Here is a 19,816-nt window from a genome sequence, read left to right as displayed (position 1 = left end):
AAAGCTTCCGTTTTGGTACACCATCGAGGACTTTTACAAGGATAAGGGTTTCTCAGAGATCGCTTTCAGCGAACATATTGAAGACTTGCTCAAAGAGCGGTATCTAAGATGGGGGAAGGCAGTCTGATGAGTGTACGAAAACAATCCAACGGCAACTGGATGGCCGATATCCGCATTGATGTATTCACCCGGTACCGCAAGACCTTCAAAACCAAAGCCGAGGCTACCCGCTTTGAAGCCCATGTCAGGGCCAAACACGCCGAAGGTGATACCGAAGACTGGAACCCGGCCAAAGCCGATAAACGCCGGCTCTCTGACCTGATTGAGCTATGGTACTCGCACCACGGCGTTCACCTGGCCAGGTCGTATACCCGGCGTAAGATTTTGCTGCGAATCTGCAAAGTGTTAAAAAACCCTGTGGCCAAAAAGCTACGGCCTAACGCTTACCTCGAATACCGGCACCGTCGCTTTGAACAGGGCATTGCCGCCAAAACATTGAACAACGAACTAGGCTACCTCAATGCCATGTATTCGTTCCTGCACAAAACACAGCAGATCAAATACCCGCCCCCACTCGCGAACGTCAAACCCATCAAGATCAAGGAGCGCGAGCTGTCCTTCCTGACACTGGACCAATGTCACGAACTGCTTCGCCGTTGTAAGGAGTCGGGAAGCCGCAGCCTCTATATGGTAGTGCGAATTTGCCTGGAGACTGGTTGCCGGTGGAACGAAGCCCAGCAGTTGAAAAGAAGCCAGATCGTCAACGCCCGTATCACCTTCACTGATACCAAGTCGGGCAAAAACCGCACAGTACCCATCACCAAAGAGCTGGAAGCGGAAATACAGGCCTACGAGCCGACAGGGCAAGACAACCGGCTATTCGCCACGGCCACCAAAGCACTGTTTATCGTGCTAAAGAAGTGCTCCTTTACCCTGCCCAAAGGCCAGGCCTCCCATGTGCTGCGCCACACCTACGCCAGCCATTTCATGATGAACGGCGGTGATATCCTGACCCTTCAACGCATACTGGGCCACAGCACCGTCACGCTCACCATGCGTTACTCTCACCTGGCACCGGAACACCTCCAGCAGGCCATTAATTACCGGCCAAAGGTCCAAATTTCAGATTAGGGGCAAAAAAGGGGCAAAATTGCCCCCTACAACGAAAAAGCCCCTGACTTTCTCAAGGAAAATCAGGGGCTTAGACGGGGAATAGTGGTCGGAACGGTAGGATTTGAACCTACGACCCCCTCGTCCCGAACGAGGTGCGCTACCAGACTGCGCTACGCTCCGACTGTCGTGGGCGCAAAGGCTGCACCCGACGAGGCCGGAATTATAACAGCTGTTTTCCCTGTGTAAATGGCCGCTCGATAATTCTTGCGAATCGCGCAATGTGAATGAAGCCCGAGCCGCAACGCCCGACAACTGGTATCATGCGCCCACAGCGACACTATGAACAACGAGAGGATATCGAGCGTGAGAACCATTTCCCCGATCCGGGCCACCGTGCTCTGCCTGCTACTCGGGCTGACTGCCTGTGTCGGCCCGCTGGAGCGGCCGGAGGACGATACTACCGCCGAGGAGCCATCAACTGATTCGGGCACGGCGGCTGTCGTGAGCCTGATTGATCAGGCCCGACTGGCCTATGAGCGGGGAGAATACGACGTTGCGATCGCGGTGGCTGAGCGCGGTCTTCGTATCGACCGGCGCGAGCCCGAGCTGTACCTGTTGCTGGCCCAGAGCTACCTGCACCTGGCCCGCCCCAAGCGGGCCGGCCAGTTCGCTCAGCAGGGCATGCGTTACAGCCCACCAAACTCTCCGCTCTATCAGGCGCTGGAGGCGGTCAAACGCGATTCCTCAAGCAATGATCCGAACACACTGCGTTTCTAGAGAGCGGTGTGAGACGAAGAGGGACGATGAGGAACGGCGAGAGTGGCGGAAAAGCACGTCAGATTGATCAATATATAGCCAATCCTGATGTCCAACGGCGAGTCTATTGCGAATTGGTTTAATCTCAGTGCGTAAAAAACTGGCAGAATCTCTGACAGAGCCAATACTTACAGTAACTGGTGCGCGCGATCCCTGGTCCACACATCAACCACCAGTTGGGTCCAGTGGGACCAAGTCAGGAAACTTTCCTTTACGTGTACTCCTAAAGTTAATTCACCGGCGCCTGGCGCCGGTTTTTTTATGGCATGCCGCCCGGGGCGCTCTCGCGCGTCACTCAACGCCAGAGTCGCTGCCACCAGCGCGGCGATTCCGACCGGTCCAGGTGACAGGGGGCGCTGGTTTGCGGAGTCTGGCCCTCACGCAGAGGCAGCCAGACCGCGCCCTCGCAGCGCTCGGCGCTGAGCAGGCCGGTGCTCTGATCGAGCCAGTCGAAACTGACATCGCCGGGGGGCGCCAGGGCGGCCCCCTGGGTCGGCAGTTCGCCCATCAGGTCGGCCCAGACCTGCAGCGCCCCGGTTGAGCCACTGAGCGGTGTCTCCTTGTTGTTGTCCCGCCCCAGCCAGACCACCGCCAGGTGCTGGCCACTGAAGCCGGCAAACCAGCTGTCACGCTGGTCATTGGTAGTACCGGTCTTGCCGGCCAGCGCCAGATCGTCCGGAAATTGCTGGTAGACCTGTTTGCCCGTTCCCTCGCGCAGCACCAGTTGCAGCAGATACTGCAGCTGAAAACTGCCCTCGGTGGAAAAACGCTGCTCGACGCTGAGCGGGTAGCGGCGCAGCGGTTCGCCCTCGGCGGTCAGCACCTCGCGGATGGCCCGCAGCGGCGTGTAGACCCCCTCGGCCGCCAGCGTGTGGTAGATCCCGGCCACTTCCGTGGGGGTCATTTCCACAGCTCCCAGCAGGATCGAGGGAACCTGGGGAATGTGGCCGTCAAAGCCCGCCCGGCGCAGCGTCTGGTAGACCGACTCCAGCCCCAATTCCATCCCCAGTCGGGCGGTTGCCTGGTTGTAGGAGTTCACCAACCCCAGATAGAGCGGCACCTCGCCGTGACTTTCCAGACTGGCATTGCGCGGCTGCCAACGCTGACCATTTTTGGCCTCCACCGTGACCGGCTCGTCGCTGATCAGGGTCGCCGGGCCATATTGCTCCGGCTGTTCCAGTGCCGTGAGATAGACAAAGGGCTTCACCAGCGAGCCGATGGGCCGACGCGCGTCCAGGGCCCGGTTGAAGCCACCGGAGCGCGCGTTCCGATCGCCCACCATGGCCAACACCTCACCGGCCCCGACCGACGTCACCACTGTCGCGCCCTGCAGGCCCTCGATACCGTAATCCTGTTCGAGGCGGTGCACCCGCTCGCTCATGACCCGCTCGGCCCGGCGTTGAACCATGGGAGAGAGGCTGGTGAAGATCCTGAGGCCATCGCTCTGCAGGTCCTCTTCGCGGTAGTCGCGACTCAGTTGGCGCTTGACCAGTTCGATGAAGGCCGGGTAGCTCTGCAGGTTGTAATCGCCGCTGGGGACAATCCCCAGGGGGGCCTCACGGGCCTGGCGCAGCGTTGCCGCGTCAATCAGGCCCTCGCGCGCCATCACCTTCAGCACCAGGTCGCGTCGCTCGAGCGCACGCTCGGGGTGACGCCAGGGGTTGTAGTAGGAGGCGCCCTTGACCAGCGCAATGAGCAGCGCCGTCTGGGACGTGTCGAGCTCGCTCAGCGGTTGGCGGAAGTAGTGCTGCGCTCCGAGCGCGAAGCCGTGCACTCCCTGAGCCCCACTTTGGCCCAGATACACCTCATTGATGTAGGTTTCCAGAATCTCGGCTTTGTCGTAGTGCCAGTCCAGCAACACCGCCATGATCGCTTCCTGGATTTTCCGGCTGAAGCTGCGCTCGTGGGTGAGGTAGAAGTTTTTCACCAGCTGTTGCGTCAGGGTGCTGCCGCCCTGAACCACGCCGCCCGCGCGCAGGTTGGCCCAGGCCGCCCGGGCAATGCCCGAAAAGGAGATGCCGTGGTGATCGAGAAAATTCCGGTCTTCCACCGCCAGTAGGGTTTCCCCCAGCCGGGGCGGGACGTCTTCCAGGCGCACCAGTAACCGATCCTCTCCGTGCGCCGGGAAAATACCGCCGATTTCTTCCGGCTCCAGACGCATCAACGGCAGAGGATCGCCGGAAGCATCGCGCAGGGTGCTGACCCGCCCCGAGGCCAACGACAGCTCAAAGCGACGCGCCGATTCGTCCTGGTCCCAGAACTCAAAGCCGCGACTGTAAACCTGATAGATGCTCGTCCCGCCACTTCGCTGGCGCGCGTACTGGCCCGGGCCGCTGACCCGCTCGACCGGGCGGTAACCGATCGCCAGCAGCTCCTGCTCAAACAGTTCCGCCGTCAGCGCGAGCCCCTGGTACAGCTCCAGTGGGCGGGCGTAGACGCGGGCGGGCACCGACCACTTTTTACCCTCGAACTTTTCCTGCACCACATGATTCAGGTACAGCACCCAGAGCAGCGCGATCAGCGTCACCACCCCCAGGCCATACCAGAACCACAGGCGTGCCAGCGCCCAGCCGTGGCGTGGCGCGGTGGAGCGTTTGCCTCGGCGGCGATTAGGAGATTTACGGCGGCGTCGGGTCATGGCGAAAGCGGAATTCTCTTGTCAAACAGATGGTCTTGGCGTCGGCGCTTTATCGGCGCCCGTATATTTTGCATAATGCCCCCACTCTCCGGCGGCAACGCGGCCGGTATCCTACAACAAAGAGGCCCGGAATGAACGATCACTATCACATCTACGGCATCGGCGCGGCACTGGTGGACACGGAAATCGAAGTCAATGACGAGGACCTGAAAGCCATGGCCGTGGCCAAGGGTGTGATGACCCTGGTCGATGAAACCCGCCAGGCTGAACTGATTGACTATCTTCAGGACCACTTGGTTCACTCCAGCCGGGCCAGCGGCGGCTCCGGAGCCAACACAGTGATTGCCGCCAGCTATTTCGGCTGCCGCAGTTTCTATTCGTGCAAGGTCGCCGATGATGAGAACGGTCGTTTCTACCTGAACGACATCAAGGCCGCCGGCGTCGACTACCCCGAGCATGTGACACCGCCCGAAGGGATTACCGGCAAGTGCCTGGTCATGGTGACCCCGGACGCCGAGCGCAGCATGAACACCTATCTGGGCATCAGCGCCACCCTCTCGGTCAACGAGCTGGACACCGCCGCCGTGGAAGCGGCCGATTACGCCTACATTGAGGGCTACCTGGTCAGCTCGGACACCGGTCGGGCGGCCGCCATCGAACTGCGTGAGCGCGCAGAGAAGCGCAACACCCTGACCGCCCTGAGCCTGTCCGACCCGGCCATGGTGCAATTCTTTCGCGACGGCCTTCTGGAAATGATCGGCGAGGGTGTGGACCTGTTGTTCTGCAACAAGGAAGAGGCCATGGGCTTTACCGGCACCAGCGACCTGGAAAGCGCCGCCCAGTCACTGCAGGATTACTGCCGGAGCTTTGCCATCACCTGCGGCGCCGATGGCGCCCTGGTGTTTGATGGCAAGCACTCCTACCGCATCGATGCCCACGCGGTGAAAGCCATCGACAGCAATGGCGCGGGCGACATGTTTGCCGGCGCCTTCCTCTACGCCCTGAGTCAGGGCCACGGCTACGATACCGCGGGCCGATTTGCCAGCCTGGCCGCCGGCAAGGTAGTCACCCAGTACGGACCGCGTTTGCGCCCGGAGCAGCACCAACAGCTGAAACAGGAGTTCTTCGGGTAGGGTGGGCTCTGCCCACCGGTTTAGCGTTCTGCCGAAAAAACTGGCAATGGTGGGCGGAGCTCACCCTACCAAAAAACCACACAATAGTGGGCGGAGCCCACCCTACGGACCGCACACGGGGCACTCGGGGTCGCGCGGTAGCTTCATCTCACGCCACTGGCTGGTCGAGGCATCAAACAATAACAACCGGCCCGCCAGCGACCGGCCAATGCCCGCAAGTAATTTCACCGCCTCCAGCGCCTGCATACTGCCGATCACGCCCACCAGCGGCGCGAGCACGCCACTGGCGGCGCAGCTGAGCTGTTCATCCTCACTCACGCTGTAAAGGCAGCGATAGCAGGGGCTGGTGGGCTCGCGGGAGTCAAACACCGCCACCTGCCCTTCCAGACGAATGGCAGCGCCGGAGACCAGCGGCGTCCGGGTTGCGACACAGGCCTGATTGATGGCATAGCGCACACTGAAATTGTCGGTGGCGTCCACCACCAGATCCACCTCGCGCACCCGGGCGGTCAAGGCTTCGCCACTGAGTTTTTCCACCAGTGGCTCAATCCGCGTCTCGGGGTTCAGCGCCCGCAGCGCGGCGGCAGCGGACATTACTTTGGGCTCGCCAATGCGTTCGGTGGTATGCGCAATCTGGCGCTGCAGATTCGAAAGGTCCACCTCATCGTGGTCCGCCAGCCACAACTCGCCGACACCGGAGGCGGCCAGGTACATCGCCACCGGCGAGCCCAGCCCACCCAGGCCAACAATCAGCACCTTCGCTTCGAGCAGTCGCTCCTGCCCCTCAATGTCCACCTCGGGGAGCATGATGTGGCGGCTGTAACGCAGCAGTTGCTCGTCATTCATCATCCCGCATCTCCCTCCCGAACCTTTTCACCAGACCACCGACCCAGCGTCACCCGGTCGCGACCATTGAGGTCCTGCTCAGTGCGCACCGACTGAAACCCGCATCGTTCAAAAATGGCTCCGACCGCTTCGGCCTGCTCCCAGCCGTGCTCGACCAGCAGCCAGCCCCCGGACACCAGATACCCGGGAGCCCGATCGACGATATGCTCGATATCCGCCAGTCCGTCCCGCTCGGCCACCAGCGCCGAGCGGGGCTCAAAGCGAACATCGCCACGGCTCAGGTGGACATCATTGTCGGCAATGTAGGGGGGGTTGCTCATGATCAGATCGAACAGCTGAGCCGGCTCCAGAGCTGAATACCAGTCACTGCAGGCGCAGTGCACCTGCTCCAGATCGAGCCGCCGGCGGTTCTCCTCGGCCAGCGCCACTGCCTCCGGGGAGGCATCCAGAGCGGTGACCTCCCAGCCCCGGCGCTCACTGGCAAAGGCCAGCGCCAGGGCACCGGTGCCGGTTCCCAGGTCCAGCGCCCGCCCCTTGGGCTGGTCCCCCGTCAGTGCCAGGGCCAGTTCGACCAGCAATTCACTATCGGGGCGGGGAATCAGGGTACTGCTGTTGACCCGCAGTGGCAGGGACCAGAATTCCCGCTCGCCGGTAATATGGGCCAGCGGCTCGCCCAGGCAGCGACGCGCGAGCGCCGCTTCGAACAGGGCCAGCTGGGCTTCGGTCAGCGCCGTCTCGGGCCAGGTGTAGAGCCAGGTGCGACGGCGCTGCAGCACAAAGACCAGCAACAGCTCCACATCCAGACGCGGGCTGTCGCTCACCTCCGTCAGTTCGGCGGAGCGGCGCAGGCACTGGGCGACGGTCACCTCGGCCACGCTACTCGGCCAGCGCCGCCAGTTGATCCGCCTGATATTCATGCACCAGCGGCTGGATGACATCATCGAGCGAGCCCTGCATGACTTCATCGAGCTTATACAGAGTCAGGTTGATGCGGTGGTCGGTGACCCGGCCCTGGGGGAAGTTGTAGGTGCGGATGCGCTCGGAGCGATCGCCCGAGCCCACCAGGTTGCGGCGCTCATCGGTGCGGCTCTTCGCGGCCGCCTCCTCGCTCCGGTTTTTCAGCTTGGCGGCCAGCAGGGACATGGCCCGGGCCCGGTTTTTATGTTGCGAGCGCTCGTCCTGACACTCCACCACGATGCCCGTGGGCAGGTGCGTCAGGCGGATGGCCGAATCGGTCTTGTTCACGTGCTGACCGCCGGCGCCGGAGGCGCGAAAGGTATCCACGCGCAAGTCGCCCTTGTTGAGTTCGACCGCTTCCACTTCATCGGCTTCGGGCAACACGGCCACGGTGCAGGCGGAGGTGTGAATGCGCCCCTGGGATTCGGTTTCCGGCACCCGCTGAACCCGGTGCGCCCCGGACTCGAACTTGAGCTGGGCGTAAACGTTGTCGCCCTCGATACGGCTGATCACCTCTTTGAAGCCGCCGTGCTCACCCTCGTTCTGGCTGAGAATCTCAATGCGCCATTTGTTCTGCTCGGCGTATTTGCTGTACATGCGAAACAGATCGCCGGCAAATAACGCCGCCTCGTCACCCCCGGTTCCGGCCCGGATCTCCAGGAACACGTTCTTGCCGTCGTTGGGATCCTTGGGCAGCAGCAGGCGCTGCAATTCCTCTTCGAGCGGCCCCAGCTGCTCATCGCAGGCGTCCAGCTCCTCGCGTGCCATCTCCCGCATCTCCGGGTCGGAGAGCATGGTCTCGGCCTCGGCCCGGTTTGACTGCATCTGGTGGTAGCGCTCGTAGCTCTCCACCACCGGCTCGAGTTCGGCGTATTCTTTGGACAGACCACGGAAACGGTTCTGGTCGCCGATGATCTCCGGGTCGGACAGCAGGGCGGCGACTTCCTGATAGCGTTCGGTCAACCGTTCCAGTTTTTCTTCAATGGATGCTTTCATTCGCGTTCGCTTTTCCCGTCTTCAGTATTCGAGGCGCCGTCATTTTGCGGCGGCGCCGACTCGTCCAGCCCGAACAGCTCCCGGGCGGAGGCCACCAGCTGGCTGCGACCTTCGGCGCTCGCGCGCCGCAGCGCCGCGCTGGGTGGATGCAACAGTTTATTGGTCAGGGAGCGGGCCAACTGGCTCATGACCTGCTCGGGATCACTCCCCGCCTCGAGCGCGCGCTGGGCCTTGGCCAGCTCCGCCGCCCGCAGCGCCTCGGCCTGCGCCCGATAGGTGCGGATGGTGGCCGCCGCATCCTGGGCCCGCTGGGTCTCCAGGTAGTGTGACAGCCCCTCGGCAATGATCTCCCGCGCCTTGTCTGCGGCGGCCTGGCGGGACTTTTTATTCTGGTCGATCACCGCATGCAGGTCGTCCACCGTGTAGAGGTAGACATCGTCCAGCTCCCCCACCTCCGATTCGATATCGCGCGGCACGGCAATATCGAGCATGAACACCGGCTTGTGCTTGCGCTTTTTCAGCGCGGACTCCACCGCACCTTTGCCCAACAGCGGCAATTGGCTGGCGGTGGAGGAAATGACTATGTCCGCCTGGGGTAAATACTCGGGGATATCCGCCAGCAGTATGGCCTCGGCGCCCAGCTCGCGCGACAACTGCTGGGCCCGATCCAGGGTCCGGTTGGCGACGATCAACTTGCGGATGCCCTGCTCCTTGAGATGGCGCGCCACCAGCTGAATGGTTTCCCCGGCGCCGATCAGCAGCGCGGTGTCCTGCTTGAGGTCCGAAAAGATCTGCTGGGCCAGGGTCACAGCGGCGTAGGCGACCGACACCGGGTTCTCGCCAATGGCGGTTTCCGAGCGCACGCGCTTGGCGACGCCGAATACCTGCTGAAAGGCGGCGTGCAACGCCGCCCCGATCGTGCCCGCCTGGCTGGCCACGGCATAGGCCGACTTCATCTGGCCCAGAATCTGGGGCTCACCGAGCACCAGCGAGTCCAGCCCACCGGCGACTTTCATCATATGGCCCACGGCCTCATGGTCCCGGTAGCAGTAAAAGCAGTTCTCCAGATCCTCTTCGCCCATCCGGGTGTGATCCAGCAGCCACCGCAACAGCTGATCGGCCTCGGCGTCGCTGGCGGCGTAGATCTCCGTGCGGTTGCAGGTGGACAGTATCGCCACTTCGCTCAAGCCCGCCATCTGCCTGGCCTCGGCGAGCGCCCGCTCCAGGCCGTCGGGCGCAAAAGCGACCCGCTCTCGAATCGCCAGAGGCGCGGTGGTATGGTTGATGCCGAAGGCCAACAGGGTCATAAAGTGCGAGCAGATTGCCAATAAAGGGACGACATTGTCCGGCCCAGCGGGACCGGGCGCAAGGGGCACGTGGTTTCAACAACGCTGGACCCACGCCTCAGGTGCCTGTGACGCGGGTCGTATCGCCGTATTTTCCCTCTGTACCCGCACGAATCCAGCCGCTTTTAACACTCACAAACGCCCCGCCACTGGCGAACCCGCGCCGCGGTGTTTATGATGCTCCCATTGCTTACGAAACGATGAGACCTTATGACATTCAGCTCCCAGTTTCTGGCCAGTTTGGCCCTTGGCACCCTTTTCGCTCTGGTCGGTTGCGCGCAGCAACCGGAGACGCCGGAACAGGACCCGGCGCAAACACCGCAAGAGTCGAGCGAGCCCGCCGAAGAGCCCGAACAAACGGCGAAGGAGGCGGAACCCGAGCCGGAACCGCCTACCCGGCCCTTTACCAGCGAAACCCTCTACGCCCTGCTGGCGGCCGAACTGGCCGGCAGCCGGCAACGCTTTGATATCGCCCTGTCCAATTACATACAGCAGGCCCACCAGACCCGCGACCCGCAGGTGGCGGCCCGGGCGACCCACATTGCGCGCTTCATGGAAGCCGACAACGCGATTCTCGATGCCGCTCTCCTGTGGGTGGATGTGGACCCCGACAATACCGAAGCGCAACTGAATGCCGCCCTGGCACTGGTGCAAAGCGGTCGTCTGCAGGAGGCCTTCGAGCTGTCGCGCAAACTGCAGGAAAAAGGCGAGCACACCCTGTTCCAGAACATCGCCGCCAGCGCGGGCGAGGCCACCGACACCCAGCGGGAGCAACTGCTTGAGGGCTTTCAGACCCTGCTGGAAACGCACCCCGAGCACCGCGAACTGCTGATCGGCACCGGACTGCTGCTGCAACAGCAGGGTCGCTACCAGGAAGCGCTGCACTACTCCCAGCGGGCGCGGGAGCATCACCCCGGCAACGTGGCCGCCACCATTCTGGAAGCGGCCCTGCTCAACCAGCTCGACCGCTCCGACGAAGCTCTGAAGCTCATTGTTCAGGCACTGGAGGAGCAGCCCGAGAGCCTGCGCCTGCGTCTACAGTACGCCCGCCTGCTCACCCAGCACGACCTGGCACTGGCGCAGGAACAGTTCGAGGTGCTGGTGCAGCAGGAGCCCAATGACCCGGACCTGCACCTGTCTCTGGGGATTGTGGCGCTGGAGCGCGGCGACCGGGACACCGCCCAGGAGAGCTTTGAGACCCTGCTCGATTCGGGCCACCACGCCTCCACGGCCCACTTTTACCTGGGCCAATTGGCCGAAAACCGCGGTGAATCCGAGGATGCACTGCTGCATTACCTGCAGGTGGAACCGGGCAGTGACTTCTTTCAGGCCACACTCAACATTCTGGACATCTTTCTCGATCGCGGCGACACCGCCGCCGCCCATGATCACATGAACCGGCTGCGCACCCGCTTCCCCGACCGGGCGGCCGATCTCTATCTGCTGGAGGCACGCTCGCTGCAGCAGAAAGGCTTCGACGACGAGGCAATGAGCACGATGAATCAGGCCCTGGAGGCCCATCCGACTCACAGCGACCTGCGCTACAGCCGGGCCATGCTGCACGATCAACGGGGCAACCTGGAGGCGACCGAACGGGACCTGCGCGCCCTGCTCAAATACGACCCCAACAATGCGACCGCCCTGAACGCCCTGGGCTACATCCTGGCGGACCGCACCGACCGTTACAACGAAGCCTACGAGCTGATTCGCCAGGCCCTGGCACTGGAGCCGGAGGAACCGGCCATTCTCGACAGCATGGGCTGGATCCTCTACCGGATGAACGAACCGGAAGAGGCCCTGCCCTACCTGGAGAAAGCCTTTGAAGCCTACCCGGACCAGGAGATCGCCGCGCATCTAGGTGAGGTGCTGTGGCGGCTGGGCAAAAAAGAACGGGCCCGGGAGGTCTGGGAGCAAGGGCTCGACGAGGACCCGGACAGCGAACTGATTCCGAAAACCATGCGCCGACTGGAGGCCAACCCCTGATGCGGCCGACGCTCTTTGCCCCCCTGGCACTGTTGGTCCTGCTGGCCGGCTGTGCCCAGCAGCCGGTCCAGCCGGTCGACGACTGGGAAACCCACCGCCGCACCGCCAGCGAGCTGGAACACTGGCAACTGAGCGGCAAGGTGGGGGCCCGACTGCCCGAGAATAGCGGCAGTGCACGCCTGCGCTGGAATCAGAACGACAGCGACTACCGGATCGACCTGAGCGGCCCCTTCGGGCAGGGTCGTGTGGTGATCGAAGCACTGGACGGTCGGGTGCAGCTGCGCGAGGGCGGCGAGCCCCCGGTGGAAGCGGCCACAGGGGAAGAGCTCATGCGCCGGGCTACCGGCTGGTCCTTCCCTGTCGAGCAACTGAAATACTGGGTGCGGGGTATTCCCGCCCCCGGCAGTAAGCACCACCTGGTCGAGTTCACCCCCGAGGGGCTGCTCAAAACGCTGCGCCAGAGTGGCTGGACGCTGTCGTACGACGACTATGAAGCCACTGGCCTGACACCCCTGCCCGGCCGGATAATCGCCGAGCGGAACGATATTCGCCTGACCCTGATCGTCTACCAGTGGTCGTTGCCCGAAGCGTCATGACACAGAAGCCACCGCCCCCATCACTGGATCTGCCCGCACCGGCCAAACTCAATCTCTGCCTGCACATCACCGGGCGGCGTCCTGACGGCTACCATACCCTGCAGACAGCGTTTCAGCTGCTCGACTATGGTGACTGGCTGCGGTTCACCCCGCGCCCCGATCGGCAAATCAGCCTGAGCCCGGCGCTGCCCGGATTTCCGCCGGAGGACAACCTGATCCTCCGGGCCGCGCGCCGCCTGCAGAGCGTCGTGCGCCAACTGAACCCATCAGTGGCGCTGACCGGCGTCGACATTGAACTCGACAAGCGCCTCCCTCTGGGCGGCGGACTCGGGGGCGGCAGCAGCAACGCGGCCACCACCCTGCTCGCCCTGAACGAATTGTGGCAACTGAATCTGCCGGTGGCGCAACTGCAGGCCATTGGCCTGGAACTGGGCGCCGATGTCCCGGTTTTTGTCGCCGGCCACAGCGCCTGGGCCGAAGGCGTCGGCGAGCAACTCACCCCGCTCACACTGCCGAGCCGTTGGTATCTGGTGCTCACACCCCGGTGCGAGGTTTCCACCGCCAGGATTTTTTGCCACAAAGATTTGACAAGAGACACAGCGCCCATTACAGTAGCGGCCTTTCACGAGCAGGGTGGCAAAAACGATTGCCAGCCACTGGTCAGAAAGCTGCATCCCGAAGTGGATAACGCTCTGATTTGGTTGGAAAATTTTTCTTCCACCGCTCAGATGTCGGGAACCGGGGCGAGCGTGTTTGCCGCCTTCGACAGTGAAGCCGAGGCGAACGGGATTCTCTCCCGGGCGCCCTCCGAATTGCCGGGCTTTGTCGCCCGCGGAGTAAACCGATCGCCGGTTTATCAGGCACTGACCGACAGAACAAAGGACTGATTACAGAGTGAAAAGCACCAGGCGATTGTTACAATCGCCGATATGACGACTACTGGGGCGTAGCCAAGCGGTAAGGCAGCGGGTTTTGATCCCGTCACGCGTAGGTTCGAATCCTACCGCCCCAGCCATATTTCGTAGACACGCCGCTGTAACAGCGGCGTTGTTCGTTTGGGTCAATGCCTATAGTATCCTCTCCCGATTGCTTCCCGCGGATCAGACTCCGGTGCTCAGACCCTATCGCAGCCTGCAGCCCCTTCGATCCCGACGGGAGATGACCACCAGGCGCACAACCCCGGACAAACGTTTACAATACAGCAACGACAAAGCGGCCATACAACCCAAAAGGTACCGAACGTGACTGAGTTAATGGTATTTACCGGTAACGCCAACCCCGAGCTGGCGCACAAAGTCGTCGACTTTCTGGGTATTGACCTGGGCGATGTATCGGTATCGCAATTCTCCGACGGGGAAATTGCGGTGGAACTCAACACCAACGTCCGTGGCCGGGATGTCTTTGTCGTACAACCGACCTGCGCGCCCACCAACCGCAACATCATGGAGCTGATGATCATGGTGGACGCATTACGCCGGGCCTCGGCCGGGCGGATTACGGCGGTGGTGCCCTACTTTGGCTATGCCCGACAGGACCGACGGGTGCGCTCGGCGCGGGTTCCCATTACCGCCAAGGTGGTCGCGGACATGATGGTGGGTGTGGGTATCGACCGTCTGCTGACGGTCGATCTGCACGCCGAACAGATCCAGGGCTTCTTCGACGTCCCGGTCGACAACGTTTACGGCTCACCGGTGCTGCTCGAAGATGTGGAAAAGCAGAGTTTTGAAGACCTGATTGTGGTCTCGCCGGACATTGGCGGCGTGGTAAGGGCGCGAGCCGTGGCCAAACAGCTGGACGCGGACCTGGCGATCATCGACAAACGCCGCCCCAACCCCAACGTCGCCGAAGTGATGAACATCATCGGCGAGGTCGACGGTCGCACCTGCCTTTTGGTGGACGACATGGTCGACACCGCCGGCACCCTGTGCAATGCGGCCAAAGCGCTCAAAGCCCAGGGCGCAAGCAAAGTGGTGGCCTACTGTACCCACCCGGTACTGTCGGGCAACGCCATCGACAACATCAACAACTCACAGCTGGATGAGCTGGTCGTGACCGACTCCATCCCGCTGAGCGAAGCGGCCGCCAACTGCAGCCGCGTTCGCACCCTGACGCTCTCGCGCATGCTGGGTGAAGCCATGCGGCGCCTGAGCAATGAAGAATCCCTGAGTGCCATGTTCCGCTGAGTGCGTGCGATAGTTCCAGCGTATTCAGCCCTGGCCTCAGATAACCGCCGCTGAGCAATACTGCAAAGCGGTTTTTGTAACCCCGCTGGTGATTCTGGTCGCGGATGCCAGTGGATTTTTCGAGGAAGACATTATGTCTGATGACTTTATTTTGAAAGCCGAATCCCGTGACGCTCTGGGGAAAGGTGCGAGCCGCCGCCTGCGTCGACTGGAAGGCAAAGTGCCCGCCATCGTCTATGGCGGCAAGAAAAAGCCCACCTCCATCATGGTCAGCCAGAAAGAACTGACCAAGCACCTGGAGAGCGAGGCCTTCTTCTCCCACATCATCGAGCTGAACATCGATGGCAAGTCCGAGAACGTAATTCTCAAGGACCTGCAGCGTCACCCGGCGCGTGGTTTTACCCAGCACGCCGATTTCCAGCGCGTTTCCAAAACCACCAAACTGCACACCAGCGTTCCGATTCACTTCCTCAACGAGGAAAACTGCAAGGGCGTCAAGCTGCAGGGTGGCAAGATCGTGCACAACATGGTGCAGCTGGAAATCACCTGTCTGCCGGCCGACCTGCCCGAGTACATCGAGCTGGATCTGACCGACCTGGAGCTGGGCGACAGCCTGCACATCTCGGATCTGACTCTGCCCAAAGGCGTTGAGTCCGTTGCTCTGAGCCACGGCGAAGACCACGACCAGCCGGTTGCCTCGGTCAACAAGCCGCGCGGCATGGCCTCTGACGACGCCGAAGATGAAGCCGAAAGCGAAGGCGACGAAGGCGAAGAAGAGAAGTAAGACCGAAAAACCCCGACAGCACCCGCTGTCGGGGTTTTCTTTTTTTGGACGCAGGAACTGCAATGGACACACCACTGCAACTGATCGTCGGCCTGGGCAATCCCGGCAAAGAGTACGACCGCACCCGCCACAATGCCGGTGCCGATTTTGTCAGCGAGCTATCCCGCACGCTGGGGGCCACCCTGAGCCCGGAAACCAAATTTCATGGCCTCACAGCCAAAGCCACACTCGATGGACAGGACCTGCGCCTGTTGATCCCCACCACCTTCATGAACCGCAGCGGCCAATCCATTGGCGCTATCGCCCAGTTCTTCAAGATTCCGCCCGAAGCCATTCTGGTCGCTCACGATGAGCTGGACCTGCCCCCGGGAACGGCTCGGCTCAAACACGGCGGCGGCCACGGCGGACACAACGGGCTGCGCGACACCATCAAGGCGCTGGGCAACAACCCCAACTTCAACCGCCTGCGTCTGGGCATCGGTCACCCCGGTTCAGCTTCGCAGGTCGTGGGCTATGTGCTTAAAAAAGCGCCCGCCGGCGAGCAGCAGGAACTGTATGACGCCATTGACCGGGCCATCGCTGTGCTGCCCCTCGCCGCGAAGGGCGATTGGGCCAAGGCGATGAATCAGCTGCATACCAAAGCCTAGGGACCCAGTAGTACGCCCTCAACAATATCGACTCAAGCGGAGCGTTTTCGGTGTAGGCTCAGCGGCGACCGGGCCTATCCACCACGAGATACTGATCCGCTTCCAGATTGCGCAATAGCTGCTCCGTGCCGTCCGGCCAGACCACCGTCAATTCATCCACCTGTCGATGCTTGCCCAGGCCGAAATGAGCCACCAGCGGATCATTAGAGAGGTAGTTGGAGCCCAATCGAATTTCCCTGACTTGAGTCAACGCCCCGCTGCGGGCATACACCTTGGCACCAATGCCATCCAGATTTTTCTTTCCTCCCCGTAACTTTACGGTCAGATAGTGATGGGAAGTCTCGATGACATTTCGGAACAGGGCGACCGGCTCGCCGCTATGGCCCACAAAAATATCCACCCGACCATCCCGGTCGTAGTCAAAGCAGCTCACCCCGCGACCCTGGCGGGTGTGGTTCAACCCAACCTCCAGTGCCCGCTCAGTAAAAGTACCATCACCATTGTTGATATACAGCAGACTGGGATCGTGAATGAACTGGGCAAAGATCGCTTCATTGGCCACGTTTTTACTGCTCATACCGTTGGTATGAAAAATATCCAGCCAGCCATCATTATTGAAATCAGCAAAGCAGGCGCCCCACCCCCAGAAGCCCTCACGGACCCCCGCCTCTTCGGTCACATCCTCAAAGCGGCCTTGACCATCATTGCGATAGAGACGATTGCCTGATTCTCCTCCCACATACGCCTTGTTCTCCAGAGAGTTCCAAATCGAGGTCACAAACCAATCGAAATCGCCGTCATTGTCAAAGTCCCCCACCGCCATACCCATACCGTTCTCATCGGATATCACCGCTTCGGTCCGGTCAACAAAGTTCTCTCCGTTCTGGTTGAACAGAACCTGGCTGGTCAAAAAATCCCCTGCTAATAGCAGGTCCGGCCAACCATTATTGTTGATGTCTGTAAAAGCAGCGGTGAAGACCAGCCCCAGCTTTCCGGTTTGTGGAGACTCACGCGTCGGAGGCAGGGCGCTACTCGCATCGACGAACTGTCCCTCACCCTCATTGCGCCACAGATACCCGCTATTATCCGCATCAGCGGTGAACCCCCAATGCGCCGCGTACAAATCGATATTGCCATCCCGGTCATAGTCGCCCGCAGACAGACTGTGGGTGAACCGGTTAAAGCCGACACCCGCCTTGAAAGGGTCTGGAAGAAAGAATCCATCACCCTGATTTTGATAGACTCTCAGGAAGTCATCGTGAATATTGTCTTCCACCAGAAGCAGATCCCGCTGGCCATCCTGGTCGTAGTCGAAGAACAGCGCTCCAAACTGCTGACTGCGCAGGGAGCCAATGGCGAGGCCTGTTGTTTCCTCAAAGGTACCATCACCTTTATTGCGAAACAGCTTCCCGGGCAGGGTCGAGTGACTGATAAACAGATCGTCCCAGCCATCTCCATCGTAATCGCCCACGGCGATCCCTCCAGAGACTCGATGCTGTTCATCACCATTGCCCGCCGCCGGTAGCTCATACCCCAGGCCTGCCGATTCGGTTACATCGACAAACCAGGGATCGACCACCGAAGCCTGACTCTCAGCGGAGGGGGAAGATTTCGGGGGTTGAAACGTCAGTGGCTGCCCCTCGAACGACCCCAGTTGCGCGCGAAACCGCTCCCCGTCCGGGCCATCGTCGTTCGGCCCGGGTATCCAGCGAGCCAGGCACTCCGGATCTTTCGCACAGGGATCGGTCAGGGTTTCCAGAAAAACTTCCAGATACCGGGCATGCTCGGGGTCAAAGCGACGGTGAGACAAGTGGTCCCAACTGTCACTGCTCTGAGCCTCTTTCAGTACCTCACGCGACCGTTGACGGTAACGCTCACGCTCTGTCGGAATTCCTTTGAACTGAGGATTACTTTGCAGGCTGTAATCATAGGCAACCACCGACGTTTCCACATCCATGTGATGACGGATTGCCTGGCCCAATGTCAGAAAGGCGCCGGTGTGCCCCCAGGGGCCAGTCACTTCCACATTCAGCAGAGAGGGGGTTCGGAAGGCGTACCGGTCACCGGGATGAGAACTCTCAAGCATTCGCCCCAGGTCAAAGCCCTGACGGTCCTTGCCCCGCCCAAATTGAGGAACCGCAATATTATGGAATTGCTCGTCCGTAAAGCGTCGTCCGGAATGGCACTGGTTACAGCCGTAGCCCCCTTCGCTCAGCGGGGTATAAAACAACAGGGCACCTGTGCGAGCCTCTTGCGAAATCGCGTCGTCGTCTCCCTCAAGAAACCGGAACCAGGGATTGTCGAGCAACACCTGCGAGCGCTGATAGTGGGCTTGAGCCTGGCCGACCCGTTCCATTGTCACGACCTGGGAAGGATCTGCCCGTACGTCATCAAATGCGGCCTGGAAAAGCGGTAACCAGGGAGTGTCGCCTTGCGTAGATGAGGCTTCCCCGGAGTCCAGCCCCTGAAGTCGGCGCTCCAGTAATTGACGTTTGTCCTGGTTGCTCAACACCTTATCGGTACGGCGTCCGAACATCTCATTGGCCGAGGCGACCGGAAACATGGCCTGAGCGGCCGCCAGATCGGACCCTACGTCTGGATCGGGCAAGTTGCGCAGGCTGTCCGGGGTGCGAATGTGAGCCTGCTCCCCTCCCTCGGCATCGTGATACTCGGTCACTTCAACCCGGCCATCCCAAAACAGCCGTTGTTGGTATACATGCAGATTGAATGTTGTTGGAGAATTGCGAGGGACATTGGGGCCTCCATCCGCCAGAGGATCTCGCTCCCTGTCGCCATCATGAACCCGGCCCGGACCAATGATCCCGGGGTCGACCGCGTCTACCCCCACCGGCAACGACAGGGCATCCCCGCCGCCCAACAATGGATGATGGCAGGAAGCGCAGGCAACATCCTTTTGCTCGCTCAATGACTTACTGAAGAACAGCTGCTTGCCCAGTTCGAACAGAGGACCCTCAGCGGACGTCGAGCCTTCAACAGGCACCGGCTCCTGAACCAGTCCCAACTCTGTTACCCGTTTTCTGAGAGTCTTGAGCACTTCATGAGAGTCCTCTGGCAATTCGGGCACCGAGGCCTCGGCCTCCGAGTCAGATTCCGCGTCAATCAGCTCAACGGAAGGCTCCTCTGCCCAGCAGAAGATACTGACCCAGCAAAAACCAAACAACAGGCAGCTTCGATACATAGCGGACGCTCTACTCTTCACGTAATTCAATTCTTGTGCCATCAGGGGCCACATGCTCATCAATCCATTGGGTCACCTGGTCAGTCAAAACCCACTGCCCCCGTGCGTAAATGATCGCGTCCTCGGCAATAATCAAATCCAACTGCCGCTGCCGGGCGAGATCATCCAGCGCCTCCCGGGCCAGTGGCGACAGCTCATCAAATAGCGCCTGCTTCTGACTTTGCAGCCATTGTTCCAGGGCGCGGCCAGTCTCTACCGTTTCCCGCCGGATATGCTCCGCCCGTTCGCGCACCATCGTCCGGTGTTGCTCACTAAGCCCTGGCGTATTCATCCGGCTTGCCAGGTTTTGCAGATCGGCTTCACCCCCTTCCAGGGCAGACTGGTAGCGCTGATAGGTGGGGCTGTCACGTAGTGCTTCCAGACGGGCCACTGCCACCTTGGACGCAAATATTGCATCGGTAAGGTCAACCACGGCGATGGGGGCGTCAGCTCGCGTGAAACCACAGGCAAGAAAAACCAAACAGCCGAGAAGCCAGGCTTTACAGAACATGGGCCCCCGGCGGTGCAACCGGGGTACTG

The 19,816-nt window shown here is 61.2% G+C and carries 16 protein-coding genes and 2 tRNA genes; 10 read left to right on the top strand and 8 right to left on the bottom strand.

What is annotated here, in order from left to right; genetic code table 11:
* The first annotated feature begins 126 nt into the window (after positions 1–126).
* Positions 127–1,131, top strand: a complete 1,005-nt coding sequence (locus tag AAE484_RS16135) for a phage integrase (RefSeq protein ID WP_341939456.1) — start codon at positions 127–129, stop codon at positions 1,129–1,131.
* An 85-nt stretch (positions 1,132–1,216) separates the two neighbouring features.
* Here the strand turns inward: AAE484_RS16135 and AAE484_RS16130 are convergent.
* Positions 1,217–1,293: transfer RNA gene (locus AAE484_RS16130), tRNA-Pro, on the bottom strand.
* 183 nt (positions 1,294–1,476) lie between these two features.
* On the opposite strand from AAE484_RS16130, the gene AAE484_RS16125 reads away from it, so the two are divergent.
* Complete coding sequence (locus tag AAE484_RS16125; protein WP_341939455.1) at positions 1,477–1,890, top strand: tetratricopeptide repeat protein; 414 nt, start codon at positions 1,477–1,479, stop codon at positions 1,888–1,890.
* Between the two features lie 334 nt (positions 1,891–2,224).
* Here AAE484_RS16125 and mrcB read toward each other — a convergent pair whose 3' ends face one another.
* Entirely contained in the window at positions 2,225–4,567 is a 2,343-nt protein-coding gene (gene mrcB / locus AAE484_RS16120) for a penicillin-binding protein 1B (RefSeq protein WP_341939454.1), read from the bottom strand.
* 131 nt (positions 4,568–4,698) lie between these two features.
* Between mrcB and AAE484_RS16115 the strand changes: the two genes are divergently transcribed.
* Complete coding sequence (locus AAE484_RS16115) at positions 4,699–5,700, top strand: adenosine kinase (RefSeq protein ID WP_341939453.1); 1,002 nt, start codon at positions 4,699–4,701, stop codon at positions 5,698–5,700.
* Positions 5,701–5,802: 102 nt separating this feature from the next.
* Here AAE484_RS16115 and AAE484_RS16110 read toward each other — a convergent pair whose 3' ends face one another.
* The 4 genes from AAE484_RS16110 to hemA are packed head-to-tail and all read right to left on the bottom strand — an operon-like array spanning position 5,803 to position 9,806.
* Positions 5,803–6,546 carry a HesA/MoeB/ThiF family protein gene (locus AAE484_RS16110; protein WP_341939460.1) on the bottom strand — a complete coding sequence of 248 codons (744 nt, stop codon included), beginning with the start codon at positions 6,544–6,546 and terminating at the stop codon, positions 5,803–5,805.
* Complete coding sequence (prmC, locus tag AAE484_RS16105; protein WP_341939459.1) at positions 6,546–7,463, bottom strand: peptide chain release factor N(5)-glutamine methyltransferase; 918 nt, start codon at positions 7,461–7,463, stop codon at positions 6,546–6,548. Before prmC ends, AAE484_RS16110 begins: the two co-directional genes overlap by 1 nt.
* Positions 7,423–8,499: a peptide chain release factor 1 gene (gene prfA, locus AAE484_RS16100; protein ID WP_341939452.1), complete on the bottom strand. Its 1,077-nt coding sequence runs from the start codon at positions 8,497–8,499 to the stop codon at positions 7,423–7,425. Before prfA ends, prmC begins: the two co-directional genes overlap by 41 nt.
* Complete coding sequence (gene hemA / locus AAE484_RS16095) at positions 8,496–9,806, bottom strand: glutamyl-tRNA reductase (protein ID WP_341939451.1); 1,311 nt, start codon at positions 9,804–9,806, stop codon at positions 8,496–8,498. Before hemA ends, prfA begins: the two co-directional genes overlap by 4 nt.
* A gap of 249 nt (positions 9,807–10,055) precedes the next feature.
* Between hemA and AAE484_RS16090 the strand changes: the two genes are divergently transcribed.
* The 7 genes from AAE484_RS16090 to pth all read left to right on the top strand — a co-directional run bounded on the left by AAE484_RS16090 (position 10,056) and on the right by pth (position 16,038).
* A complete protein-coding gene (locus tag AAE484_RS16090) occupies positions 10,056–11,828 on the top strand; it encodes a tetratricopeptide repeat protein (RefSeq protein WP_341939450.1) in 1,773 nt (590 codons plus the stop codon).
* Complete coding sequence (gene lolB, locus AAE484_RS16085; protein ID WP_341939449.1) at positions 11,828–12,424, top strand: lipoprotein insertase outer membrane protein LolB; 597 nt, start codon at positions 11,828–11,830, stop codon at positions 12,422–12,424. The genes AAE484_RS16090 and lolB overlap by 1 nt, the downstream gene beginning before the upstream one ends.
* Complete coding sequence (gene ispE / locus AAE484_RS16080; protein ID WP_341939448.1) at positions 12,421–13,311, top strand: 4-(cytidine 5'-diphospho)-2-C-methyl-D-erythritol kinase; 891 nt, start codon at positions 12,421–12,423, stop codon at positions 13,309–13,311. Before lolB ends, ispE begins: the two co-directional genes overlap by 4 nt.
* Positions 13,312–13,364: 53 nt before the next feature.
* A tRNA-Gln gene (locus tag AAE484_RS16075) sits at positions 13,365–13,439 on the top strand.
* Between the two features lie 238 nt (positions 13,440–13,677).
* Positions 13,678–14,607: a ribose-phosphate pyrophosphokinase gene (locus AAE484_RS16070; RefSeq protein ID WP_341939458.1), complete on the top strand. Its 930-nt coding sequence runs from the start codon at positions 13,678–13,680 to the stop codon at positions 14,605–14,607.
* 133 nt (positions 14,608–14,740) lie between these two features.
* The gene (locus AAE484_RS16065) at positions 14,741–15,391 is read left to right on the top strand and encodes a 50S ribosomal protein L25/general stress protein Ctc (RefSeq protein ID WP_341939447.1); all 651 of its coding nucleotides are present in this window, start codon (positions 14,741–14,743) and stop codon (positions 15,389–15,391) included.
* A gap of 62 nt (positions 15,392–15,453) precedes the next feature.
* Positions 15,454–16,038 (top strand): aminoacyl-tRNA hydrolase, encoded by a 585-nt coding sequence (gene pth, locus AAE484_RS16060; RefSeq protein ID WP_341939446.1) that lies wholly within the window; start codon positions 15,454–15,456, stop codon positions 16,036–16,038.
* Between the two features lie 58 nt (positions 16,039–16,096).
* On the opposite strand, the gene AAE484_RS16055 is transcribed toward pth, so the two are convergent.
* Together AAE484_RS16055 and AAE484_RS16050 are read right to left on the bottom strand one after the other, a co-directional pair.
* Positions 16,097–19,237 carry an FG-GAP-like repeat-containing protein gene (locus tag AAE484_RS16055; protein WP_341939445.1) on the bottom strand — a complete coding sequence of 1,047 codons (3,141 nt, stop codon included), beginning with the start codon at positions 19,235–19,237 and terminating at the stop codon, positions 16,097–16,099.
* 10 nt (positions 19,238–19,247) lie between these two features.
* Positions 19,248–19,787, bottom strand: coding sequence for an OmpH family outer membrane protein (locus AAE484_RS16050; RefSeq protein ID WP_341939444.1), 540 nt, complete (start codon positions 19,785–19,787; stop codon positions 19,248–19,250).
* Positions 19,788–19,816 lie beyond the last annotated feature (29 nt).

This window comes from Marinimicrobium sp. C2-29, from assembly GCF_038419845.1.
GTDB lineage: Bacteria > Pseudomonadota > Gammaproteobacteria > Pseudomonadales > Cellvibrionaceae > Marinimicrobium.
This window is presented reverse-complemented; position numbering and strand designations above follow the sequence as displayed.

Coding starts and splice junctions, on each gene's coding strand:
- lolB (WP_341939449.1), top strand. CDS start 11,828: ATGCGGCCGACGCTCTTTGCCCCCCTGGCACTGTTGGTCCTGCTGGCC.
- mrcB (WP_341939454.1), bottom strand. CDS start 4,567: ATGACCCGACGCCGCCGTAAATCTCCTAATCGCCGCCGAGGCAAACGC.
- AAE484_RS16065 (WP_341939447.1), top strand. CDS start 14,741: ATGTCTGATGACTTTATTTTGAAAGCCGAATCCCGTGACGCTCTGGGG.
- AAE484_RS16055 (WP_341939445.1), bottom strand. CDS start 19,237: ATGTATCGAAGCTGCCTGTTGTTTGGTTTTTGCTGGGTCAGTATCTTC.
- AAE484_RS16050 (WP_341939444.1), bottom strand. CDS start 19,787: ATGTTCTGTAAAGCCTGGCTTCTCGGCTGTTTGGTTTTTCTTGCCTGT.
- AAE484_RS16135 (WP_341939456.1), top strand. CDS start 127: ATGAGTGTACGAAAACAATCCAACGGCAACTGGATGGCCGATATCCGC.
- AAE484_RS16110 (WP_341939460.1), bottom strand. CDS start 6,546: ATGAATGACGAGCAACTGCTGCGTTACAGCCGCCACATCATGCTCCCC.
- AAE484_RS16090 (WP_341939450.1), top strand. CDS start 10,056: ATGACATTCAGCTCCCAGTTTCTGGCCAGTTTGGCCCTTGGCACCCTT.
- hemA (WP_341939451.1), bottom strand. CDS start 9,806: ATGACCCTGTTGGCCTTCGGCATCAACCATACCACCGCGCCTCTGGCG.
- ispE (WP_341939448.1), top strand. CDS start 12,421: ATGACACAGAAGCCACCGCCCCCATCACTGGATCTGCCCGCACCGGCC.
- prfA (WP_341939452.1), bottom strand. CDS start 8,499: ATGAAAGCATCCATTGAAGAAAAACTGGAACGGTTGACCGAACGCTAT.
- AAE484_RS16070 (WP_341939458.1), top strand. CDS start 13,678: ATGGTATTTACCGGTAACGCCAACCCCGAGCTGGCGCACAAAGTCGTC.
- pth (WP_341939446.1), top strand. CDS start 15,454: ATGGACACACCACTGCAACTGATCGTCGGCCTGGGCAATCCCGGCAAA.
- AAE484_RS16115 (WP_341939453.1), top strand. CDS start 4,699: ATGAACGATCACTATCACATCTACGGCATCGGCGCGGCACTGGTGGAC.
- prmC (WP_341939459.1), bottom strand. CDS start 7,463: ATGAATATCAGGCGGATCAACTGGCGGCGCTGGCCGAGTAGCGTGGCC.